Annotated in this window: 19 protein-coding genes; 6 read left to right on the forward strand and 13 right to left on the reverse strand. The window is 57.8% G+C overall.

Annotation, left to right across the window (positions count from 1 at the left end):
* Positions 1-81: 81 nt before the first annotated feature.
* The 5 genes from phoU to CL546_RS02075 form a co-directional block, all read right to left on the reverse strand.
* A complete protein-coding gene (gene phoU / locus CL546_RS02055) occupies positions 82-795 on the reverse strand; it encodes a phosphate signaling complex protein PhoU (protein WP_290492737.1) in 714 nt (237 codons plus the stop codon).
* Positions 796-819: 24 nt separating this feature from the next.
* Positions 820-1713: a phosphate ABC transporter ATP-binding protein PstB gene (pstB, locus tag CL546_RS02060; protein ID WP_290492739.1), complete on the reverse strand. Its 894-nt coding sequence runs from the start codon at positions 1711-1713 to the stop codon at positions 820-822.
* Positions 1714-1738: 25 nt separating this feature from the next.
* Positions 1739-3007 (reverse strand): phosphate ABC transporter permease PstA, encoded by a 1269-nt coding sequence (gene pstA / locus CL546_RS02065; RefSeq protein ID WP_290492740.1) that lies wholly within the window; start codon positions 3005-3007, stop codon positions 1739-1741.
* Positions 3008-3023: 16 nt separating this feature from the next.
* A complete protein-coding gene (gene pstC, locus CL546_RS02070; RefSeq protein ID WP_063519540.1) occupies positions 3024-4412 on the reverse strand; it encodes a phosphate ABC transporter permease subunit PstC in 1389 nt (462 codons plus the stop codon).
* A gap of 139 nt (positions 4413-4551) precedes the next feature.
* Positions 4552-5598 carry a substrate-binding domain-containing protein gene (locus CL546_RS02075; protein WP_290492742.1) on the reverse strand — a complete coding sequence of 349 codons (1047 nt, stop codon included), beginning with the start codon at positions 5596-5598 and terminating at the stop codon, positions 4552-4554.
* A gap of 272 nt (positions 5599-5870) precedes the next feature.
* Here CL546_RS02075 and CL546_RS02080 point away from each other — a divergent pair, with 272 nt between their 5' ends.
* The 3 genes from CL546_RS02080 to CL546_RS02090 are packed head-to-tail and all read left to right on the forward strand — an operon-like array spanning position 5871 to position 8201.
* Positions 5871-6431 carry a TRAP transporter small permease subunit gene (locus CL546_RS02080; protein ID WP_290492744.1) on the forward strand — a complete coding sequence of 187 codons (561 nt, stop codon included), beginning with the start codon at positions 5871-5873 and terminating at the stop codon, positions 6429-6431.
* On the forward strand, positions 6431-7801 hold the full coding sequence (locus CL546_RS02085) for a TRAP transporter large permease (protein WP_290492746.1): 1371 nt from the start codon (positions 6431-6433) through the stop codon (positions 7799-7801). Before CL546_RS02080 ends, CL546_RS02085 begins: the two co-directional genes overlap by 1 nt.
* Positions 7802-7805: 4 nt before the next feature.
* A complete protein-coding gene (locus tag CL546_RS02090; protein ID WP_290492748.1) occupies positions 7806-8201 on the forward strand; it encodes an acyl-CoA thioesterase in 396 nt (131 codons plus the stop codon).
* Here CL546_RS02090 and CL546_RS02095 read toward each other — a convergent pair.
* Positions 8198-9205 (reverse strand): alpha/beta fold hydrolase, encoded by a 1008-nt coding sequence (locus CL546_RS02095; RefSeq protein ID WP_290492750.1) that lies wholly within the window; start codon positions 9203-9205, stop codon positions 8198-8200. The two genes, CL546_RS02090 and CL546_RS02095, sit on opposite strands and share 4 nt — an antisense overlap.
* A 100-nt stretch (positions 9206-9305) precedes the next feature.
* Here CL546_RS02095 and glnT point away from each other — a divergent pair, with 100 nt between their 5' ends.
* Both glnT and CL546_RS02105 read left to right on the forward strand, forming a co-directional pair.
* A complete protein-coding gene (glnT, locus tag CL546_RS02100; RefSeq protein ID WP_290492751.1) occupies positions 9306-10664 on the forward strand; it encodes a type III glutamate--ammonia ligase in 1359 nt (452 codons plus the stop codon).
* A 59-nt stretch (positions 10665-10723) separates the two neighbouring features.
* Positions 10724-11332 (forward strand): TetR family transcriptional regulator, encoded by a 609-nt coding sequence (locus CL546_RS02105; RefSeq protein ID WP_290492752.1) that lies wholly within the window; start codon positions 10724-10726, stop codon positions 11330-11332.
* Positions 11333-11457: 125 nt separating this feature from the next.
* On the opposite strand, the gene CL546_RS02110 is transcribed toward CL546_RS02105, so the two are convergent.
* From CL546_RS02110 to uvrD, 7 genes are all read right to left on the reverse strand, one after another.
* Positions 11458-12255 carry an ABC transporter ATP-binding protein gene (locus CL546_RS02110; RefSeq protein WP_290492753.1) on the reverse strand — a complete coding sequence of 266 codons (798 nt, stop codon included), beginning with the start codon at positions 12253-12255 and terminating at the stop codon, positions 11458-11460.
* A 20-nt stretch (positions 12256-12275) separates the two neighbouring features.
* Positions 12276-13343, reverse strand: a complete 1068-nt coding sequence (locus CL546_RS02115; protein WP_290492754.1) for an ABC transporter substrate-binding protein — start codon at positions 13341-13343, stop codon at positions 12276-12278.
* The gene (locus CL546_RS02120; RefSeq protein ID WP_290492756.1) at positions 13333-14211 is read right to left on the reverse strand and encodes an ABC transporter permease; all 879 of its coding nucleotides are present in this window, start codon (positions 14209-14211) and stop codon (positions 13333-13335) included. The genes CL546_RS02115 and CL546_RS02120 overlap by 11 nt, the downstream gene beginning before the upstream one ends.
* A 9-nt stretch (positions 14212-14220) precedes the next feature.
* The gene (locus tag CL546_RS02125) at positions 14221-15246 is read right to left on the reverse strand and encodes a fatty acid desaturase (RefSeq protein ID WP_290492758.1); all 1026 of its coding nucleotides are present in this window, start codon (positions 15244-15246) and stop codon (positions 14221-14223) included.
* Between the two features lie 10 nt (positions 15247-15256).
* Positions 15257-16111, reverse strand: coding sequence for a sugar phosphate isomerase/epimerase family protein (locus tag CL546_RS02130; RefSeq protein WP_290492759.1), 855 nt, complete (start codon positions 16109-16111; stop codon positions 15257-15259).
* Positions 16112-16334: 223 nt separating this feature from the next.
* Entirely contained in the window at positions 16335-17483 is a 1149-nt protein-coding gene (locus tag CL546_RS02135) for a TRAP transporter substrate-binding protein (protein ID WP_290492760.1), read from the reverse strand.
* A 125-nt stretch (positions 17484-17608) separates the two neighbouring features.
* Positions 17609-19771, reverse strand: a complete 2163-nt coding sequence (gene uvrD, locus CL546_RS02140; protein ID WP_290492802.1) for a DNA helicase II — start codon at positions 19769-19771, stop codon at positions 17609-17611.
* A gap of 196 nt (positions 19772-19967) precedes the next feature.
* On the opposite strand from uvrD, the gene CL546_RS02145 reads away from it, so the two are divergent.
* Positions 19968-22847, forward strand: a complete 2880-nt coding sequence (locus tag CL546_RS02145; protein ID WP_290492761.1) for a GGDEF domain-containing phosphodiesterase — start codon at positions 19968-19970, stop codon at positions 22845-22847.
* Positions 22848-22989 lie beyond the last annotated feature (142 nt).

Genomic DNA, 22989 nt, shown 5'->3' on the forward strand with positions numbered 1-22989 from the left:
CCGTTAGCATATTGCGCCGCCAGCGATGCTCCTACAGCGGGCCTTGCGTGCAACATGGTGCATGCTGCGTGCTGCGGCTCGTTATTCCTTCAGCTTCTTTTCGATCTCATCGATGCTGATATGGCGCACATCCTTGCCTTCCACCAGATAGATCACCTGTTCACCGATATTGCGGGCATGGTCGCCGATACGCTCCAGGGCGCGCAGGGACCAGATGATGTTGAGCACCCGGGAAATGGCCCGCGGATCTTCCATCATGAATGTGACCAGCGAGCGCATGGCGCTGCGGTATTCCAGGTCCACTTCTTTGTCTTCGGCGGCCACGGCCAACGCTTTCTGGGCATCGAAGCGGGCAAAAGCATCCAGGGCATCGCGCAGCATGTTGCGCACATGGTTACCGATATGGCGCACCTCCACATAACCGCGGGGCGACTCGCCTTCTTCCGCCAACTGCAGCCCCATGCGGGCAATTTTGGCTGACTCATCACCAATGCGTTCAAGGTCGGACACCGCCTTGGACACGGCAATAATCAAACGCAAATCCGACGCCGCCGGCTGGCGCAGCGCCAACACCTTGGTGCATTGCTCGTCGATCAGGATTTCCAGATTATCGACCCGGTCTTCGGTTTCGATCACTTTTTCTGCCAGCGCCGAGTCTGCCTGCAGCAATGCCTGAAGCGCATCCACTACCTGCTTTTCCACCAGACCACCCATTTCCATCAGGTGGTTACGGATGGATTCCAGCGCTTCGTTAAACTGGGTCGAGCTGTGCTCGCCAAAATGCATACGGTCCATTCTCTTGCTCTCCTTACCCGCGCGTTAACCGAAGCGGCCAGTGATATAAGCTTCCGTCAGATCGTGTTCGGGCTTGGTGAACACAGTCTCGGTATCATTCATTTCCACCAGACGACCCAGGTGGAAATAGGCGGTACGGTGCGATACCCGCGCGGCCTGCTGCATGGAGTGAGTCACGATGGCGATGGTATAAGACTCGCTCAGCTCGCTGATCAGCTCTTCGATCTTGGCGGTGGCAATGGGATCCAGTGCGGAACAAGGCTCATCCATCAGCACCACTTCCGGGCTCACCGCAATGGTGCGGGCAATACACAGACGCTGCTGCTGACCGCCGGACAGGCCCGTGCCTGGTGCGTGCAGACGGTCTTTCACCTCTTCCCACAGCCCGGCCTTGCGCAGGCTGGTTTCCACGATTTCGTCCAGGTCATATTTCTTGTTGGCCAGGCCGTGAATACGCGGGCCATAGGCCACGTTGTCATAAATGGATTTCGGGAAGGGGTTGGGCTTCTGGAACACCATGCCCACCCGGGCGCGCAGCTCCACCACATCCAGCTTGGGGTCATACAGATCCTGGCTTTCCAGATGCAGGCTGCCCTTCACCTTACAAATATCGATAGTGTCGTTCATGCGATTGAGACAACGCAGGAACGTGGATTTACCACAACCGGACGGGCCGATCAGTGACACCACCTCATTCTTGCCGATATCCAGGCTGACGCCATGGATCGCCTGGTTATCGTCATAGAACACCTCCACATCGCGCAGGCGCATTTTCGGGTCATCCACAAAGGGCGTGCCCACGGTCTGGTCTGGATAGGGGGTGTCTTGTGTCATCGCTGCTTGCTCATTTATGGCCTTGTCTCTGGCCGCATCATTGGTGCCCAGAGCCGGTTTGTCCAGTTGCTGTGCGGTTTCCATAAGTCGGTTCCTCGTTATCCGTCCGTTACCAGCGCCGCTCAAGGCGCTTGCGCAGAATCACCGCCAGCGTGTTCATGGTGATCAGGAAAGCCAGTAGCACCATGATGGCGGCGGACGCCAGGGATTCGAAAGATTGTTCCGGGCTGTCTGCCCACAGGTAAATCTGCACCGGCAGCACGGTTGCCGCATCCAGCGGGCCGGCGGGCAGGTCCACAATAAAGGCCACCATGCCGATCATCAGCAGCGGCGCCGTTTCCCCCAGCGCCTGGGCCATGCCGATGATGGCGCCGGTGAGCATGCCGGGCAGAGCCAACGGCAGCACATGGTGCAACACCACCTGCATCTTGGAGGCGCCCAACCCCATGGCCGCCTGGCGAATACTCGGCGGTACCGCCTTGATGGCAGCACGGCTGGAAATGATGATGGTCGGCAACGTCATCAGCGTCAGCACGATACCGCCTACCAGCGGCACCGAACGGGGCAATCCAAACAAGCCGATAATCACCGCCAGCCCCAACAGACCGAAGATGATCGACGGCACCGCCGCCAGGTTGTTGATGTTCACCTCAATGAAATCGGTGAAGCGGTTCTTGGGAGCAAACTCTTCCAGATAGACCGCCGCGGCCACACCGATGGGAAAACTCAGCACCAGCGTCACGATCATGGTGAACAGGGAACCCAGGATCGCGCCCAGAATACCGGCTTGCTCCGGCTCACGGGAATCGCCGTAGCTGAACAGGGACTGGTTGAAAACCATGCGGGTTTCCCCGGAGGCTTCCAGCTCCGCCACCCAGGCCTGTTGCTTTTCGTTCAGGCGGCTGTCTTCACGCTGCTTTTCATTCGCCTTGAGAAACAGATCCACATCGTCATCGGCCAGCAACCAGAGAGTGCGGGTCTCTCCCAGCAGGGAAGGATCCTCGCGCAGCATGTCACGCAGGGCATAACCGGCACCGGTGCTCACCAACTGATTGAGGGCACGGGTGTCCAGGCGGGACTCCACGCCGGGAAAGCGGTCTGCCAGGGCATCACGAATCACCCCCTGGTAATTACCATAGTTGAGCTGCTCTTCATCACGGGGGTCACTGACATCCATCACTTCGGCATCAAAGGTCACCGGCAGCTGGATTTCATACTCCACGAAAGCACTGTGACCCTTGCCGATAATATCGGTGAACAGCAGCACCAACGCCATCAAACCAATGCCAATCGCACCGACACCAAAGGCCTTGAAGCGTTTCTCTGCCCGGTAGCGTCGGGCCAGGGTCTTGCGAACTTTTTCTGTGGTTTGGCTCATCATTTTTCTCCCGACGCTAGTCGTACTGCTCGCGGTATTTCTTCACGATATGCAGCGCGAAGATATTCATGACCAGGGTAGTGATGAACAACATCAGGCCCAGGGCGAAGGCCGCCAGGGTCTTGGCGCTGTCGAATTCCTGGTCGCCGGTCAGCAGAGTCACAATCTGTACGGTGATGGTGGTGACCGCTTCCAGTGGGTTGGCGGTCAAATTGGCGGCCAGGCCGGCGGCCATCACCACAATCATGGTTTCACCAATGGCACGGGAGGCCGCCAGCAAAATGCCCCCCATGATCCCCGGCAGCGCCGCCGGGAAAATCACTTTCTTGATGGTTTCACTCTTGGTGGCGCCCAGCCCCAATGAACCGTCACGCATGGCCTGGGGCACCGCCGTAATCACGTCATCTGCCAGGGATGACACAAACGGAATAATCATGATGCCCATTACCAGGCCCGCCGCCAGAGCCGACTCCGAGGCCACATCCAGGCCAACGGATTCACCCATACCGCGAATAAAAGGCGCCACCGTCAGGGCGGCAAAGAAGCCGTAGACCACCGTGGGAACCCCGGCCAGCACTTCCAGTGCCGGCTTGGCCACCGTGCGCACCCGCTTGCTTGCGTACTCTGCCAGGTAGATAGCTGACATCAGGCCCACCGGCACTGCCACCAACAGGGCAATGGCCGAGATCAGCATGGTGCCCATGAACAACGGCACCGCACCAAAAGCGCCTCCGGATGCCACCTGGTCAGCGCGCAGGGCAGTCTGCGGGCTCCACTGCAACCCGAACAGGAAGTCCGTCACCGGCACCTTGCCGAAGAAGCGGATGGATTCGAACAGCACCGACATGACGATGCCCACGGTGGTGAGAATGGCCACCGTGGCGCAGAGCATGAACAGCGTCTGCAGCACACGCTCTACCTGCTGGCGGGCACGCAGTTGCGGTGACACTTTCAGCCAGGCCCAGGCACCGCCGAACATGCACAACACAATGACTACCACCGTCAGCGCCATGGCGCTGGTCTGGCGTAATGACTGCAGATGTTCCGCCGCTGCCGCGATGGGCGGCTCCACGAAATTGACAGGCAGCGCACCACTGGCAACGTTCTGGATTTTGCTGAGCGTGAGGTTATAACTGGACGCATCCGTCGGCTGCAGTTCCGCCGGCAAACTGGCCAGCACCTGCTGACGAATGATGCTGTCATCAAATGCCAGCCACAGCCCCAGCACCACCAATGCTGGCAGTGCACACCACATAGCCGAACGCATGGCGAAATAGAACGGCAACGAGTGCAGGTGGCGAATGCCGCCCAGCGGGCGGGCCAGCGCAAAGGAGCGGCGAAGCCCCAGGTAGTAAGCGCCGGCCACCATCACTACCAACAGCAACAGCAGGTTTCCGGTTTGCATGTATCACTCCGATCGGATTTGCTCAAACAAGATCACCGCAGCAATCTTGGTGGAACAAACACGCCTTGTCAGGGGCGAAAAAGCCCGGTGGCAATTACCACCGGGCCAAAAGCATCCATGCTTTTTATTATTCCCTTTCTTACAGCTCGTTGCCCGTCATGGACTTCAGGCCGCGGGCCTGCTTGGCCATGGACTTGCGCAGATCATCACCCAGCGGGATCAGGCCTTTCTCGCCCAGGTAACCCTGGTCGCCCCAGGCTTTCTCGCTGGTGAACTCCTTCACGTAACCTTCGATGCCCGGTACCACACCCACGTGAGCTTTCTTCACGTAGAAGTACAGGGAACGGGACACCGGGTAGTCGCCGGAACCGATCGCTTCGAAAGTGGGCTCAACACCGCCAACGTTGGCAGCTTGTACCACACCGCGGTTCTGATCCAGGAAGGAGTAACCGAACACACCGAAGGCATCCGGGTTCTTTTCCAGCTTCTGCACGATCAGGTTATCGTTTTCGCCCGCTTCCACGTAGGCGCCGTCTTCACGGACGCTGCGGCAGATGGCTTTGTACTTGGACTTGTCTTCACCCTTGATGGCTTTCAGCCAGGGGAATGACTTACAGCCGCCTTCGATGGCCAGCTCGTTGAACGCATCACGGGTACCGGAAGTCGGCGGCGGACCCAACACCTCGATTTTCACGTTGGGCAGGGCCGGGTTCACTTCTTTCCAGGTCTTGTAGGGGTTGGCTACCAGCTCTTCGCTGCCATCCGGGTTCGGTACATCCTTGGCCAGGGCCAGGAAGACGTCACGCAGGGACAGGTCGATGTGCTTACCCTTCACGGAATTGGCAATCACGATACCGTCATAACCGACCTTCACTTCGGTGATGTCTTTCACACCGTTGCTCTGGCACAGCTCGAACTCGGACTTCTTCATGCGACGCGATGCGTTGGTGATGTCCGGGTGCTGGGTGCCCACGCCCTGACAGAACAGCTTCATGCCGCCGCCAGAACCGGTAGATTCGATTTTCGGGGTGGCGTTGCCGGTACGGCCAAAACGCTCAGCCACAACGGTGGCGAACGGGTAGACCGTGGAAGAACCCACGATAGAGATAGTGTCACGCGCCATGGCGGTGGTCGGTACGCTAGCCAGAGCCAGCGCTGCCGCGGCACCTGCCAGTGTTGTTTTCATCTTGAAGTTCACAGTAAAAGCCTCCTAGTTACATGGCACCGGCGCTGGTAAGGAAAGATCCACCCCGGTTTATTCTTAACAACAAGTCTTGCAAGCCAGTTCATGTTTCAGCACAGCGCATGCTAGAGAGGGTTTGTGACAACCACATTACAGCGAGATCGCATTCAGACTACACGCATCATGCACCAGGCCAAACCGGGCATGTATGCTGAATGCGTGCTGCGTGTGGCGTTTTCCGTATAATGCCCATTTTCAGCGATCTCCCGACAATAATGACAAAACAGCGCCTACAGCACTGCCAACAAGGGCTTACCGCCTTCACCACCGCCATCGGCCGGGGCAGCGCCTGGCTCGCCCTGTTACTGGTACTGGGCATGGTACTGGTGGTCGTACTGCGCTACGGCTTCGATATCGGCAACATTGCCCTGCAGGAGTCCCTGACCTACCTGCACGGCAGCCTGTTCATGCTCGCCATCGCCTACACCCTGGCCGAAGACGAGCATGTACGGGTGGATGTGCTCTATCAGCGTTTTAGCCCGCGTGGCCGGGCCTGGGTCAACCTGCTGGGCACCCTGTTTCTGCTACTGCCCGTGTGTGCCGCCATTTTCTGGTTATCCCTGGATTATGTGGCCAGTAGCTGGCGCGAGCAGGAGGGCTCCGCCAACGGCGGCCTGCCTTTTGTCTACTGGCTCAAGACCCTGCTGCTGATCCTTCCTGCCCTGCTGACCGTTCAGGCAATCGCTGAATTGTTGCGCCACGGCCTGACGCTGCTGGGCGCCACACCGCCCCCCCGGGTCAGCGAGCATGATACGCATCCGGAGGAGGGCCTGTGATGGAATGGCTTCCCCTGCTGATGTTTGTGGCCGCCTGCCTGGTGTTGCTCACTGGCTACCCGGTGGCCTTTGCCCTGGGTGGCACCGCACTGCTGTTTGCGGCCGGCGGCATCCTCACCGGCACCTTTTCCCCCTCGGACCTGACCTTTGTGCCCAACCGGCTGTTCGGCATTATCGAGAACAGCACCCTGATGGCGGTACCGCTATTCGTGTTCATGGGGGTAATGCTGGAAAAATCCCGGGTGGCGGAGAAGCTGCTGTCCAGCATGGGCCAGCTGTTCGGCCCGTTACCCGGCGGCATGGGGCTGGCGATCATCCTGGTGGGCGCCCTGCTGGCCGCCAGCACCGGCATTGTGGGCGCCACCGTAGTCACCATGGGCCTGCTCTCGTTACCCTCCATGCTCCGTCAGGGCTATCAGCCACAGCTGTCCACCGGGCTGATCTGTGCCACCGGCACCCTGGGGCAGATAATCCCCCCTTCCATTGCCCTGGTACTGTTGGGTGATGTGCTGGCCAACGCCTATCAGGACGCCCAGCTCAAGCAGGGGCTGTGGTCGCTGGACACCGTATCGGTGGGAGACTTGTTTGTCGGAGCGCTGATTCCCGGGCTGATTCTGGTGGGACTGTACCTGCTGTATGTGGTGGCGATCAGCCTGTTAAAGCCACAGTGGGCGCCCGCTTTTGAGGTCGCTGACGGCCAGGCCCGCAGCTGGCGCTCCCTGCTCGGCGGCCTACTGCCTCCACTGCTATTGATCGCGGCGGTACTCGGCTCGATTCTTTCCGGCAAGGCCACGCCCACGGAAGCTGCCGGTGTCGGCGCATTCGGGGCCCTGCTTTTGGCCGCCGCCAATCGACACCTGAACCTGGCCATTCTGGGCGAGGTGGTCCGCGCCACCAGCCGCGTCACCGCCATGGTGTTCATGATCCTGATCGGCGCCAGCCTCTTTTCACTGGTGTTCCGGGGCTTTGGCGGTGAAGAAGCCGTGCATAACCTGTTTTCGGCCATGCCCGGCGGGGTGCTTGGCGCCACCGTGATGGTGATGCTGCTGATTTTCTTGCTCGGCTTCATCCTCGACTTTATCGAGATCACCTTTGTAGTGGTGCCCATTGTTGCCCCGGTCCTGCTGGGCATGGGGCTGGACCCGATCTGGCTGGGCGTGATGATCGCGCTGAACTTGCAAACCTCGTTTCTGACCCCACCCTTCGGATTCGCACTGTTTTATCTTCGCGGGGTCGCACCCCCGGAGGTAAAAACCGCGCACATTTATCAGGGCGTGATACCCTTTATCGCCATACAATTAATTATGCTGGGGATTCTGGCACTGTTCCCTGAACTGGCCACCTGGCTGCCGCATACGCTCTACGGATAACAACATGACCGACCACACTGACGACGCACCCCAGCCGATTGGGACCCTTGCCATCCAGACCATTGCCATGCCGCAAAGCGCCAACTGGAACGGCGATATTTTCGGCGGCTGGCTGGTTTCACAAATGGACCTGGCCGGTGCCGTCACCGCCCGCAAAAAAGCCCGGGGCCGTGTGGCCACCGTGGCCATTGATTCCATGGCGTTCCTGCGCCCGGTGCCGGTCGGCGCTGTGGTGAGCTGCTACACCCAGATGCAGGACATCGGCCGCAGTTCCATGCAGATCCTGGTAGAAGTGTGGGTACGTGAAGACACCGGCACCCTGTCGAAAGTCACCGAAGGGCACTTTACCTTCGTGGCCATTGATGACACCGGCCGCACCCGGGCAGTTCCCAGAGACTAACCAGAGCAAAGCAGATCGCCCATGGCTGTGAGCCACTGGGCGGTACTGGCTACTACGCGCCCCGGTGCTCCCGCCGCGTGGCCATACTCTGACTCCAGCACACGGGTTCTGGCATTGGCGATTTTCGCAACCTCTGCCCGGGCATCCTCCACCGTGAAATACAGATCGGTGCGAGCCGGCATGTACACCGTTTCTGCCTCAACCTGCCCCAATGCTTCCAGATCGTGGCCTGCCGCCGCTTCCCAGGCGGCCAGCATGGCCAGCAGGTCATGGGCATCCTGCCCCAGGTGATCCTGCTCCCAGTAATCCAGTAGCGCCGCCTGGTCCGCAAAGCCCAGCCCCCGATACAGTTCCTTGCGATAGAACGCCTGACTGTAGGCCCAACCGGCATACACTCGAGCGAACGCCTTCAACCCCTCCACAGGCGGCCCGGCCTGGCTCTGCCGGGTCAACGGATCGGCAAACAGTGCAGCCCGCAGCCCCTGCAGAAAAACCGCATTATGTGGCCAGCAACGATAGGTGGCACAGACCGGTAGCAATCGCTTCACCCGGGTGCCGGCAGTGACGGCCCAGTGACACGATTGCATTCCCCCCATGGACCAGCCAGTGGCAAGTGCCACCTCAGGATTACCAAACCACTGGTTTATTACTGCTTGCTGAGCAGCCACATTGTCAGCGATGGTTACCAGAGGAAACCGTTGTCCTAGCTGTTCAGGGTGCGCGTTACTCGCTGACGTGGCCTGGCCGTTGCCAAACATGTCGAACAGCACCACACAGTAATCTCCCGATGCCAGCGGGCTGCGCACACCGCCCGCCGCACCAAGCAGGGGCACACTGCCCCGGGCTGTACCACCGTAATAGCAAGGAACCACCACCAGGTTATCCCCGGACGCATTCAGCTGGCCGGCCATCAGGCCGGTCAATCTGGCCTCGCGCAGCAGCCCACCCTGGCTCAGGGGCCAGTCTCCAAGGGCAACAGACCAGGGGCGAATTTCTAGTGTCATGGGAGCATCTCCTTTATATACATGTTGGCATGTATATTGAATGCAATCCCCGTACCTGAAACTGAAAACCACGGGGCCGTGCCCCAACGGAGACGTAACCATGAATGCCAAACTCCCCGAGCAGGGCCACACTGCCGCCCTGGACACCGAGACCGCAAAATTTGCCATGGCCAGCTACGTGGACATCCATGGCGTCATCAAAGGCAAGTTTGTGCCTGTCGCGCATCTGGATCGCATGCTCGGCGGGTCCGAACTGTATACCGGGGCAGCTCTTGATGGCGTTCCCCAAGACATCAACGACGATGAAGTCGCCGCCATGCCAGATCCGGCCAGTGCCACAACCTGCAGCTGGAACCCGGAGCTGGTGTGGTATGCCAGTGACCTTTACCTGAACGGCAAACCCTTTGAAGCCTGCTCGCGCAGCATTCTCAAGCGCCAGATCGACGCCGCCGCGGAGATGGGCTTCACCTTCAACCTGGGCATCGAGACGGAATTCTTTGTTTTCAAGCGCACGGAAGATGGCGGCTTTGCCCCTTTCAGCGATCGCGATGTGCTCGACAAGCCCTGCTATGACCCGCGGCCACTCATGGATAACCTGCCGATCATCAAGGATATCGTGGAAGCCATGGACGTCCAGGGTTGGGATGTCTATTCCTTCGACCATGAAGATGCCAACGGCCAGTTTGAAACCGATTTCATGTATACCGATGCCCTGAACATGGCAGACCGGTTGGTGTATTTCCGCATGATGGCCAACGAAGTGGCCCGCAAACATGGCGCCTTTGCCAGTTTCATGGCCAAACCCTTCGCTGACCGCACCGGCAGCGGCGCGCACTACAACATGTCGCTGGCCGACAAGGAAACGGGCAAGAACCTTTTTGAGGCCAACGACAACGACCCCCATGGCTGTGGTGTGTCGCCATTGGCCTATCATTTTATCGCCGGTATTCTCAAACATGCCCGCGCTATTTGTTCGGTTATTGCCCCAACAGTGAACAGCTACAAACGACTGGTTCAGCAAGGTGCCATGTCCGGCTCCACCTGGGCACCGGTATACTGTTGCTACGGCAACAACAACCGCACCAACATGCTGCGCATCCCGTCCCAGGGCGGACGCGTGGAATGCCGGGCGCCGGATATCAGCTGTAACCCTTATCTGGGCGCAGCCATGATGTTGGCAGCGGGCCTGGAAGGTATCCGTGAAAAACTGGAACCTGGCGAGCCCCACCGTGAGAATATGAACCAGTATTCACGAAAGGAGATTCGTGACATGGGCATTGAACTGCTGCCGCGCACCCTTGGCGAAGCGGTGGACGCCTTTGAAGCTGATCCCCTGTCGCGGGAGGTTTTTGGCGAACTGATGTTTGATACCTTTGCAGACTTCAAACGTAACGAGTGGGAGGCATACCATAACCATGTCTCCGATTGGGAAGTAGAACGCTACCTGACCATGTTCTGACCACCCTGTGCGCCAGCCTTTGCTGGCGCACATCTTTCCCCAGGAAAACGGCAAGCACCATGAGAAGAACCAAAGAAGACGCAGAGAAAACCCGTCAACAAATCATTCATTCCGCCTTGTCACTGTTCAGCCAGAACGGCTATACCAACACCACTCTCGCCAACATTGCAGCCCATGCCGGCTTCAGTCGCGGCCCCATTTACTGGCACTTCAAAAACAAGGATGAACTTTTTGAAGCGGTATTACGCCTTTCACAAGACCCGCTGGCAGAGCTGGTTGAGACATCAAGACAAGCAAGCGGCTCTCTCCTGAAAGCCATTGATTACTTCTGCGACTGCTGGCTACGCTGGCTGGTAACCGATGCCGGCTACCGACAGTCTTTCGAAATTTTCCTCAACAAGACCGAATTGACCAACAACCTGGACCGAACCCTGAAAAAGGAACGGGAACTGACCAACAACCTGATTGGCGTCCTGTCGGATCTGGTCAGTCGCGGCCAGCAGAACGGAGAAATTCGCAAGGATTACCCCGCCGAAAAACTCGGATTGATGTGTTATACCCAATTGATGGGAACAACCCAGGCCTGGCTGTTCTCCCCGCGCCTGTTTGATCTTGAAAACGACATCCCTTTTATCAAGGAACAGATACTGCGTTTGCTGAAAAAATAGTCTTATAAATGGCATCAATCTGCTTTCTCTTTGATCGCACAAAGCACCACACCGCGCCACTTCACGACTAAACGAAAAAGGCCCCATCCTTTCGGGTTGGGGCCATAGCATGATCACTTAAAGTGCTATGCTGCCTGGGGCTTTTCCTCACTCATCATTCTTCGTATCTTCAATTCCAGTTGCCGATACTCCGGGCAAGACAACAAGGCTTCCCGATCTCCGGCTGGAAGTCTGCTCTTGAAATCCAGAGTGATTTCTTCTCGCAACTTTCCCGGATGACTGGAAAGAAAGAATATACGATCACCCAGGTAAATCGCCTCTTCAATATCATGGGAGACCAGCAACACCGAGGTTTTTTCCTTTTTCACCACGCTCTGCAAAAGCGATTGCATCTGCCAGCGTGTTTCCGGGTCCAGTGCACCGAAAGGCTCATCCATCAACAAGAGTTGTGGCTGATTGGCCAGGGTTCGGGCAATTGCCACCCGCTGCTGCATACCTCCGGAAAGTTCATGGGGATAACTGTTGGCGACATCGGACAAACGCACCGCGTCAAGAAAGTGATCGACCACGCCTTCCCTGAGACTTGTACCATCACCATTAATGGTCAGGCCATAGGCCACATTGTCACGCACCGTTAGCCAGGGAAAAGAGGTATAGCGCTGAAAGACCATACCCCGCTCCCTACCCGGCTTTTCCACCAACTGACCGTTAAGCACAATATTGCCGCACGTGGGTGTTTCCAGTCCTGCCACCATTCTTAGCAACGTGGATTTCCCACAACCGGAAGGACCCAGCAGCACACCGACCTCACCCGCCGGCAAAGACAGCGAAACATCGTCCAGTGCCACTCTGCTTACCTTTCTCGCCGACTGGAAAACCTTGCTGACACCATTAACCCGCAGGCCTTGTGATAGTGCTTTCATGATGGATCCTCCGCTGCGAATTACTCAGTAACGTAGTCGTCAAACATGGCTTTCAACGGCTGAAGGTTGACACCGCTTTCCATGTCATGGGCAGCATCGACCATGCCAAATTTCAGCCACCATTTTGTAGTGGTATCCCAGTGCTCATGAATCTGACCATTTTTCTGTCCAAGTGGCAGATCGCCGGACACAACACCCATAAAACGACCGGCTTCCTGGGCATCAAACGCCCAGATACCACCCTTGTAAATTTCTCCGGTTTTCCCCAGCACTTTTTCCACATCTTTTATTGGAAAGTTGAGCCCTTCGGCAATGATGGCATTGCCTTTTTCAGGATTCTTTTTCCACCACGCAACCGCGTCAAAATAGGCTTTCATGGTTTTCGCAGCCAGTTCCGGTTTTTTATCCATAAATGCATCGCTCATGTACATGCCATCACCCAGCAATGCGGTTTCAATCCAGCCCTCTTCAGCCGATGAGGCAACCACTTTTGCTTCCGGGAGGGCCTCCATGGCTTGAGAGCCAAAGGGTTCCCAGAACTCTGCAGCCGCCACGTCCCCACCGACCAGGGCGCCGACAGCATCATCCATGATCAGATTGGTATAGTTGACCTGATCAAAAGCAACACCTTGCTGTTCCAGCCAGATACCCATGAAGATCTGTGTCAGGCCACCTTCCAGTACCGCCACCGATTCACCGACAAGATCGCTAGCACTTTCAACCCCCGGCGCAAGAATGATCTTGTCGGTGCCATAGGAAGGATTTGTGTAAGTAACGAGCTTTATCGGCACATCTTTATCCGCAGCAATAGGGCCATATTCCGCCGTGCTGGATGTCACATCCAGCATGCCTGCGCTCATCAGCGCAAAGCTCTCGTAAGGGTCTTCAATAATCGTCAGATCAATATCAAGGTCATCTACAAACCCTTTTTCCTTGGCGATAAACCAGAACCCGTAACCCGGCCAGGAAAACAGTGACACCTTTACCGTATTGTCTGCATGAACAGCCAAAGACGTGAAAAGGCTAACCCATAGCGTCATTAAACAGATGCATTTTTTCATGAGTAAATCCTCATTTTCAGTTTTCATTAGCGTTTTTTTTCAGATACGGAAAACACACTCGGTAGAACAATCGGAATGCGGCATCGAATAACAGCCCCAAACAACCAATGGTGACAATGCCCGCCATTATGTCGTCCACATGAACAAATCGTTTGGCCCGCATCATCATGGCGCCAATACCATCAGAGGCAGCCACAATTTCGGCGATCACCAGATACGTCCAGCTCACTGCCAACATCTGACGGCAGGTGTCCACATAGCCCGGCAATGATTGTCGCAACACCACCGTCCACATGATTTTCTTGCGGTTTCCCCCAAGAGTTTTCGCCGTTTCGATAAAATCGGATGGGACCTGCCGTGTCACATCGGCCAACATGATCACCAGAAAGAACACCACCCCAATCATGAGAAGCGTAATTTTCTGTGCGTCACCGGTTCCCAGCCACATGAGAAGAAGGGGAATGAATGCCGGAGCGGGAAGATAACGAAAGGCACCCAGTAACGGATTGAGTAGTGCATCAACCCGGGCAAATGACCCCATCAACATTCCCAACGGCAACGCCATCATCACAGCAAGAGAAAAACTCACTGCAATCCGTCGAATACTGGAAAGCACATCACCGGCAAAACCCTGCTCTGCGAACAAATCCCAGAGTGAAGCCATGACCACATCCGGGCCGGGGAATAAACGGGCCGGCGCCAGATCCATGTTGGCCGCCAGGTACCAACCTGAAATAAAGATCAACCAACCGCATGCGCCGATCAGCCAGCGATTTTTCCAGTTCAGGCTCTGGCCGTAATCCAGCCACGGTTTACGACGACGCTTCTCCTTTCTTTGCACACCGGGTAGTGGTGTGCTTTCTGCCGTTTTCTCGATGTCAGCGATTACCGTCATGACGTCACCTCAGAATGCTGTAAGAAAACTCAAGCCATAAACCGGCACCGCCTTGCCATCGCGAATGGCGTCAGGCACAGCAACCTGCCCATAGGTTTCTGCATGTACAGCCTGCAAGCGGTAGCGGTGATAACTGCGCAGTTGCAACAAAAGGGGAAGGCTTTTTGCTTTCATGTCTCCATACATCGCCAGGTGTTGTTTCGGCAGCTTGTACCAGGGCAGCGTTGGCTTGGCATGGTGGGCGTTGTGATAACAAAAATTCAGAATAAGCAGGTTCAACCACGGCCAGCGCCGGGAAACAGGATTGGTATACGTATTTTCTTCTTCATAATCACGATTGCCTTTGTTCGGCAGAGCGGCCTCGGCATCATCAAGAATCGCAATGATTTCGTAGTTGTGCTGAAAAGCATCAAAGAAACGCAGCACGGTCATCACCACGGCATAGGCGAGGAAATAAAGCGCCACCGCCTTGATGCTCCACAGCGACAGCAACGCCAACCCGCCCAGACGAGTCACCATGACCATAACGGTGCGAGTGCGCAGCTTGCGACTGCCATAGCCCAGGAACGGGCCGGCCATCAACACCGCATGCATCATGTATTCCACGGCTGGCACGTACATCCATTCCAGCGCGAACACCAGTTTCTCCACCTTGGGGTGCGCCTTTAGCCAGGCACGGTAATCAAACGCAATGGTGTCGGCGTTATCCACGTGATGACGCATGTGTTTGTAGCGCAGGTCTTCATAGGTGCCGTAACAGCCCCCCGCGACCCAGTTCAGCACCTTGCCCAACATGGCGTTGTGCTCCACCTTCCTGAACAGGGCGTTATGGGCACAGTCATGGATCAGATAAGCCGCGATGATCATGCCATGGGCACAACTGAGTACGCCCAGAATGGGTAACAGCCAACCTTCCTGGGCCATCAACAACCACCCACCCAGGTATGTGCAAAGGATGTAAGCCAGTACGGCCAGATTTGGCCACAAACCATCTTGATGTCGCAGTGTTTGCTTCAGCGCTGCCACAGGATTCATTGTTATCTCCTCAGCCTTGTTTGTTGGCGGCATTCCAGTTTTCGAAGTGGGCCATTTCGCATTCAGCGATCCAGCGATTAACCGACCACAGATCTGCCACCGGCGCCTGGGTATAAGGCAGCAGGTGCAGATAACCGTCGGTGCCGAATTCCGGCGTCATGGTGGTGACATCCATGCCCCTGGCCCGCTGGGACTCCCAGACCGCTTCCCAGCAGCGTTGATGGGCCTGTAACGCATCCTGATACTCCGGTGCGCCGGGGTGGGGGACCTGGGGACCCTGGTCATACCCCACCCGGCTATGGATGTGATGGGCCTGACTGGCTACCCGGGTAACCGCATCCCACTCAATGTCCGGCAGGCGCTCACAGACCACGGCCCAGTGACTGAAATCGCAGGTCACCGCCAAGTCGGGGAGTTGCTCCAAAATGGCCACCGTGTTCCAGGGAGAGAAAAAACTCCTGCCACGGTGTGTTTCGAAACTGGCCAGCACCCCATGCTTCAGAGCGATGTTGTTGGCCTCGGCAAAGAACGCCACGCTGTCCTGGATAGGCCAGGCATCACAGCCCCCCATCACATTCAGGAAACGGGCACCAATAGCCTTGCCTGCGACTAACTGCTGCTCAAAGTCCGCCAGATGCTCCTGAAGCGTGGCGTCCCGGCGCGGTACATAACTGCCGGCGGTACAGACCTCCTGGATCCATTGCAGGTTATTGTCAGAAAGCAGACGCCCGAAGCGGTCCCGCTCCGCTGCATCCGCGGGGCAGGGAGCTTCAATTCCCTGGAACCCGGCCTCCAGGGCCAGGGTGATGGCTTCTTCCGGTGGTCCTTCGTGGCCCCACAGGGTTTTGAAATGTGCCAGCTGCATTGATGACTCCCGTATATCTGGTCGCTGTAATTACCTATATACGTGTCAAAGCAACATGCATGCCAATAATTCTATGCGAACAAAAACGCGCTAACACGCTGATTCACATTCATTATTTCAGGGGGGAAGAGCGGGAGAAGGGGACGGAAGCTGCCCCGGATCAAGGCAGTTGCACCATTATTGCGGGGGATGGGCGACAGCAGTGCGCTGTCACCCGAGCAGATCAGCTCGACTCAAAAAGCGATTCGCGGACATTGAGGTAGGACTGCTCAGCGATTGCCACCGCCGAGCGCGATTCATCCCGAAAACGACGGAAAGAATTATAGACCTTGCGGGCATCCTTGTTGCCCGCCACCAACGCTTCAATAACCTCGTCGCTGGCGTCCTTCAATGCCTTGAGCACGTCGTCAGGCAGGCGGCGCAGCTTCACGTCATGCTTGTTTACCAGCTCATCCAGCGCAGCATTATTGCGGGCGGTGTACTCGTCGAGCATGTCCTGGTTTTCAGACTGGGCGGCATAGCGGATGATTGCCTGCAGGTCCGCAGGCAGCCCTTCCCACACCTTCTTGTTGATGGTCAATTCCAGCGTCGGGCCGGGCTCTTGCCAACCGGGGTAGTAGTAGTACTCTGCCACCCGCTGCAGGCCAAAGGTCAGGTCGTTATAAGGGCCAACCCAATCTGCCGCATCAATGGCACCGGTTTGCAGGGAGGTAAAAACCTCGGCACCGGGCAGCTGTACCGGCGTGGCGCCGACCTTGCCCAACACTTCGCCGGCCAGGCCGGGCATGCGCATCTTCAACCCTTTCAGGTCCTCGACACTGTTGATTTCCTTGTTGAACCAGCCCGCCATTTGCGTACCGGTGTTGCCGCAGGCGAACGGCTTCAGGTTGAACTGGGCATACAGGTCATCCCACAGTTCCTGGCCACCACCGTGATGCAGCCAACCATTCATCTCCTGGGCGGTAAGCCCGAAGGGCACAGCGGTAAAGAACGGCGTGGCCGGGTGCTTGCCTTTCCAGTAATAGGCGGCACCGTGACCCATTTCCGCACTGCCCTGGCGCACCGCATCGAAGACCTCGAAGGCCGGCACCAGCTCTTTTGCACCATATACCTTGATCTTGATGCGCCCGGCGGACATTTCTTCCACCCGCTTGGCAAAGCGGTTGGCGCCCGCTCCCAACCCGGGATAATTCTTCGGCCAGGTGGTGACCATTTTCCATTCGTAGGTTTGCTGTGTCGGTGCCTTTTTTTCAGGCTCCGGCGCGGCGACAGCCGCTCCCTCTGTGGGTGGGCAGTCTTTTTTTTCGCAGCCGGCCAATGCCAGGCCACCCAACCCCAAGCCCAGGGCGGAAACAAATTTACGGCGATCCAATGGTCTTCCTCCGATAATGGGCGGCAATGATCTGCCGCTTTCGGGTTATTTTTTACGGCCTGACGCTGAACGCCCAAGCCAGGCGGTCTTTTGTCCAGCGTCAGGCATCAGGCGGGCCACAGGCCCTATATCACTTCCAGCCGGGCGTACTGGCTGACCAGCCACTTGGTGCCGGCGCCGTCGAAATTGATTTGCAGGCGCGCGTTCGGCCCCTGCCCTTCAAAGTGCAGGATAGTGCCCTCGCCAAACTTCGGGTGCAGCACCCGGGCGCCCAGGCTGATACCGTTGGATTCGGTTTCCCGAATCGGTTTGCTGGCGCCGCCCATGGGGCGACTGAAACCGGCACGGGCACGGATTTCTTCCATGGTATCGTCGGGAATTTCACGCAGGAAACGGCTGGGCGGGTTGTAGTTTTCGTTGCCATACAGGCGACGGCTTTCCGCATGAGTCAGGTACAGTTCGCGCATGGCACGGGTCACACCCACGTAACAAAGGCGACGCTCTTCCGCCAGTCGCCCCGGCTCCTCGCTGGACATCTTGTGCGGGAACAAGCCTTCTTCCATCCCCGTAATAAAGACCACCGGAAACTCCAGCCCCTTGGCCGAGTGCAGGGTCATCATCTGCACCGCATCCTCATGGGCATCCGCCTGGCCCTCACCGGATTCCAGTGCCGCATGGTCCAGAAACGCAGTGAGGCTATCCAGCTCGGAATCTTCATCCTCGTCACCAAATTCCCGGGTAGCGGAAAGTAGCTCGCGCAGGTTTTCCAGCCGCTGCTGGCCCTTCTCGCCCTTCTCCTTGCCGTGAAATTCCAGCAAGCCGCTGGCTTCGATCACGTGTTCGGTGGTTTGCGCCAGTGACAACCCATCGCACTGCTGCTCCAGCTGGGCAATCAGATTCAGAAATACGGCCAGAGCATTGATGGCACGGGCAGTAAGCAACTGCTCACTTACTACTGCCTGGGCAGCCTCCCACAGGGATACGCTGCGCTGGCGCGCCACTTCACGTAAGGTTTCCAGGGTCTTGTTGCCGATGCCCCGGGTAGGCGTGTTTACCACTCGCTCAAAGGCCGCATCCGCATGGCGGTGGCTCAGCAGGCGTAGATAGGCCAGCGCGTTCTTGATTTCCACCCGCTCGAAGAAGCGTTGCCCCCCATAGATACGGTAGGGAATCCCCGCCTGCAGAAATGCCTCTTCCAGCACCCGCGACTGGGCGTTGGAGCGATACAGCACCGCCATTTCCCGCCGCGCGGTGCCTTCCTGAAACAGCTTGTCCATACGCCCGGCAATAAAGCGCGCTTCGTCCACTTCGTTGAAACCAGAATAAAGACGAATCGGGTCGCCATCACCGCCATCGGTCCACAGCTCCTTGCCCAGCCGGTCGCTGTTATTACCGATCACCGCGTTGGCGGCTTTCAGGATGGTGCCCGTGGAGCGGTAATTCTGCTCCAGGCGAATGGTGCGGGTATCCGGGAAGTCGCGGCTGAATTTGTGGATATTCTCGATCTTGGCGCCACGCCAGCCATAAATGGACTGGTCATCGTCACCAACAATGGTGACCGCGTTATTTTCGTCCGCCAGCAACCGCAGCCAGGCGTACTGGATGCTGTTGGTATCCTGGAACTCGTCCACCAGAATATGCCGGAAGCGGCGCTGATAGTGGCCACGCAGGTTCTTGTTGTCACGGAACAGCTCCAGCACCCGCAGCAGCATTTCGTTGAAGTCCACCAGCCCGCCACGCTCGCAGGCCTCTTCGTAGGCGAAGTAGATCTTCTGCATGGTCAACGCGAACAAATCGCCGCTGGCATCCATATGCCGGGCGCGCAGCCCCTCGTCTTTCTGGCCATTGATGAACCAGGTGGCCTGACGGGCCGGCCAACGCTGCTCATCCAGCCCCAGCTCCTTGCTCACCCGCTTGATCAGGCGAATCTGGTCGTCCGCATCAATGATCTGGAAGCCCTGGGGGAGCCCGGCCTCCTGCCAGTGAGCCCGCAGCAAGCGATGGGCAATGCCGTGGAAGGTGCCCACCCACATGCCATCGGCGGACATATCCAGCAGTTGCTCAATACGCCCGCGCATTTCCGCGGCGGCCTTGTTGGTAAAGGTCACCGCCAGAATGCCGAAGGGCGAAGCCTGTTCGGTGGCGATCTGCCAGGCAATCCGGTGCACCAGCACCCGGGTTTTTCCCGAGCCGGCCCCGGCCAGCACCAGCAAATGTCGGTCATCGGCAGCCACCGCATCGCGCTGGGCCGGGTTCAAGCCATCAATAAGGGAAGTCACATCATCCATGGCGCGGAAGTTTAGCAGAATGTCTTCGCCTGTGATGCCCGCCTGCAAAGGCATTTTGCTCCTCCCTACCCGGCTTTCTCCCGCTTTCCCGCTTTCCTCCCAGTGCTTGATTCGAAAGTCGGTTTCCCTCGCCCCCAACCTGTGGGTAAACTGGAAAACAAAAACACTCGGCCCAGAGCCAGAGGAAGCATTCACGGTGTCTTCGCAGTCTCCATCATCCCAGCCAGTACCACCGTTCAACGGTGTACTTAATGAACAGTGCCAATTGCTGCTAAGCGGCATTGCCGCCCTGTTGCTGCTGGAAAGTGCCGCCGCCATTACCCTGGTCTGGGCTTACTGGTTTACCCCGATTGCCCACCAGCCCCTGCTGATCTGGCTGGGTGTCATTGCGGCGGTCCAGATCGCTCGCCTGCTGATCCTGCCCTATTGTCGTCGCCGTCTTAATGCCCAGGAAACCATGCCGTTCTGCCGCCGCATGCTCTCCGGGCTGGCCCTGTCCACACCGTTGCTGATCGGTCTGGCTGGCTTCCTGTTCAACCCCCTGGAAACCCTGTTTTCACCGCAGATGCTGGGCGCGCAGCTGATTTGCGCCTGCCTGGGTCTGGGCCTGAGTGTCATGGCGCTGGCCGCCTACAGCAGCCATTTCCCCACCGTGTTCCTGTACCTGGTAATGCTGCTGGGCCCGGCCGTGGCCCGCCTGGCGGAGACCCAACAGAACCATCCGCTTTCCCTGGTTGTACTGATGTCACTGCTGGGGCTGTTCTTCCTGGTCGCCGCCCGCCGCATCAACCGCACCGGCCACCAGGCAATGATGCTGCAGGCCAGCAACCGTTCCCTGATTGATTACCTGAACCGGGCCCGCAGCGATGCCGAAGCCCTGAACGAGAAACTCGCCCAGGAAATCTACGAGCGCAAGGAAGCCCGCCAGCGGCTGCAGGAAACCAACGAGCGGCTGGAAAGCATGGTGCAGGAACGCACCCAGGCGCTGGGTGAAACCAACTCGGCCCTTGCCGCCACCAGCGAACGGCTGGAACTGGCACTGGAAGCCAGCAATATTGGCCTGTGGGACTGGATGCTGGATACCGGGCGCAACTACCACACCAACTTCGACCGCCTGCTGGGTTACGACAGCGCCTACTTCAAGAATTTCTTCGGCGACCTGGAAACCCTGGTCCACCCGGACGACCTGACCCGCATCCGCCGCGCCATGGTCGCGCACTTCAAGGGCGAAGACAGCCGCTACCATGCGGTCTACCGGCTGCGCCACGCGGACGGCAGCTGGCGCTGGATTGAGGATGAAGGCCGAGTGGTATCCCGCAGCCGCGATGGCCGCGCCACCCGCATGATCGGCACCCGCCGGGACATCACCGATGACCGCCAGGCCCAGGAACAGCAACGCCTGGCCGCCACCGTGTTCGAAAACGCCCCGGAAGGCATCTTTATCCTTGATCACGAGTTCCGCTTCCTCGCCGTTAACGCCCGCTTTGAACAGATCACCGGCTATTCCGAGTCCCTGGTCATTGGCCGCCGCATCCTGGAAGAAGAACAGACTCAGCCCAACCGCGACACCTACCTGAGCATTACCACAGCCCTGCAGGAAAGCGGCTTCTGGGAAGGGGAAATCAGCGAACGCCGCCGCAACGGCGAGATCTTCCCCGAATGGTTGCAGATGAGCGCGGTCCGTGACGAGCAGAAACGGGTGATCCGCTATGTGGGAATGATGTCTGACCTGACCACCCGCAAGGAAACCGAACAACAACTGCAGTTCCTGTCCAACTACGATCGCCTCACCGGCCTGGCCAACCGCACCCAGTTCCGTGAACACCTGCACAAGTCGCTAACGCTGGCCCGCTTGAACCGGGAAAAAGTGGCCTTGCTGATGATCGACCTGGACCGCTTCAAGCCAATCAATGAATCCCTCGGCCATGAAATCGGCGACCGCCTGCTCAAGGCCGCCGCCGAACGTATTGCCCAACATGCTGGCGGCGAAGAAGCCCTGGCCCGGGTAGGCGGTGATGAATTTACCCTGCTGCTGGAGAATCACGGCGGCGAAGGCGGCATCAGCCAGCAGTGCCAGAAACTGATCAACGCCATGAAAAAGCCGTTCCTGATCGACGGCCACGAACTGCTGCTGGGCGCCAGCATTGGTATCAGCCTGTTCCCGGATACCGCCAAAGAAGCCCAGAGCATGATCAACCAGTCCGACATGGCGGTGTATCAGGCCAAGCGTAGCGGCGGCAATAATTTCCAGTTCTACCGCAGCAACATGCGCGTGGCGTCAGTGGAACAGTTGGCCCTGGAAACCAGCCTGCGCAAGGCCATCTTCAAGAACGAATTCGTGGTGTACTACCAGCCGAAAATGGAACTGGCCAGCAACCGCATCACCTCGGTAGAAGCCCTGGTGCGCTGGCAGCACCCCACCATGGGCCTGCTGCCGCCAGCGGATTTCATTCCCCTGGCCGAAGAAACCGGGCTGATTTCCGCCATCGGTGAGCTGGTACTGGAACGCTCCTGTCGCCAGGCCCACAAGTGGTACAAACAGGGGCTGGGCAATATCTGTGTATCGGTCAACCTGTCCGCTCACCAGTTCCGCAAAGGCAACGTGGCGGAAATCGTGGACCGGGTACTGTCCACCACCGAACTGCCCCCGCACCTGCTGGAACTGGAACTCACCGAAAGCCTGATCATGGAAGACATGGAGCAGAACATCGAACTGCTTCAGCAACTGCGCACCCGCGGCATTGAGCTGGCGCTGGATGACTTTGGCACCGGCTATTCGTCACTGAGCTACCTGAAGCGTTTCCCGGTAGACACCCTCAAGATCGATCGCTCCTTCATCATGGATCTGGACAAGAGCCCGGACGATGCCGCCATCACCCGCGCCATCATCGACATGGCCCACAGCCTGAAGATGAACGTGATCGCTGAAGGGGTGGAAACCGAAGACCACCTGAGTATCCTGCGCGATATGCATTGCGACAGCATCCAGGGCTTCCTGCTCAGCCGCCCGGTACCGGAAAACGAGCTGCTGGAATTGCTGCACACCCAGGCGTACAGGAAAGCAATTGATAATTAATAGTTAGTAATGAATAACGCGCGGGACAACATTGGCTGCCCCTGTAAACGCAAGAGGCCGCGCCCTGACTTTGGACGCGGCCTCTTGCGTTTGAGAAACCCGCAGCGCAAGCACGCGAGTTATTCATTATTCATTATTCATT

This window comes from Alcanivorax sp., from assembly GCF_002726155.1.
Classification (GTDB): Bacteria; Pseudomonadota; Gammaproteobacteria; order Pseudomonadales; family Alcanivoracaceae; genus Alcanivorax.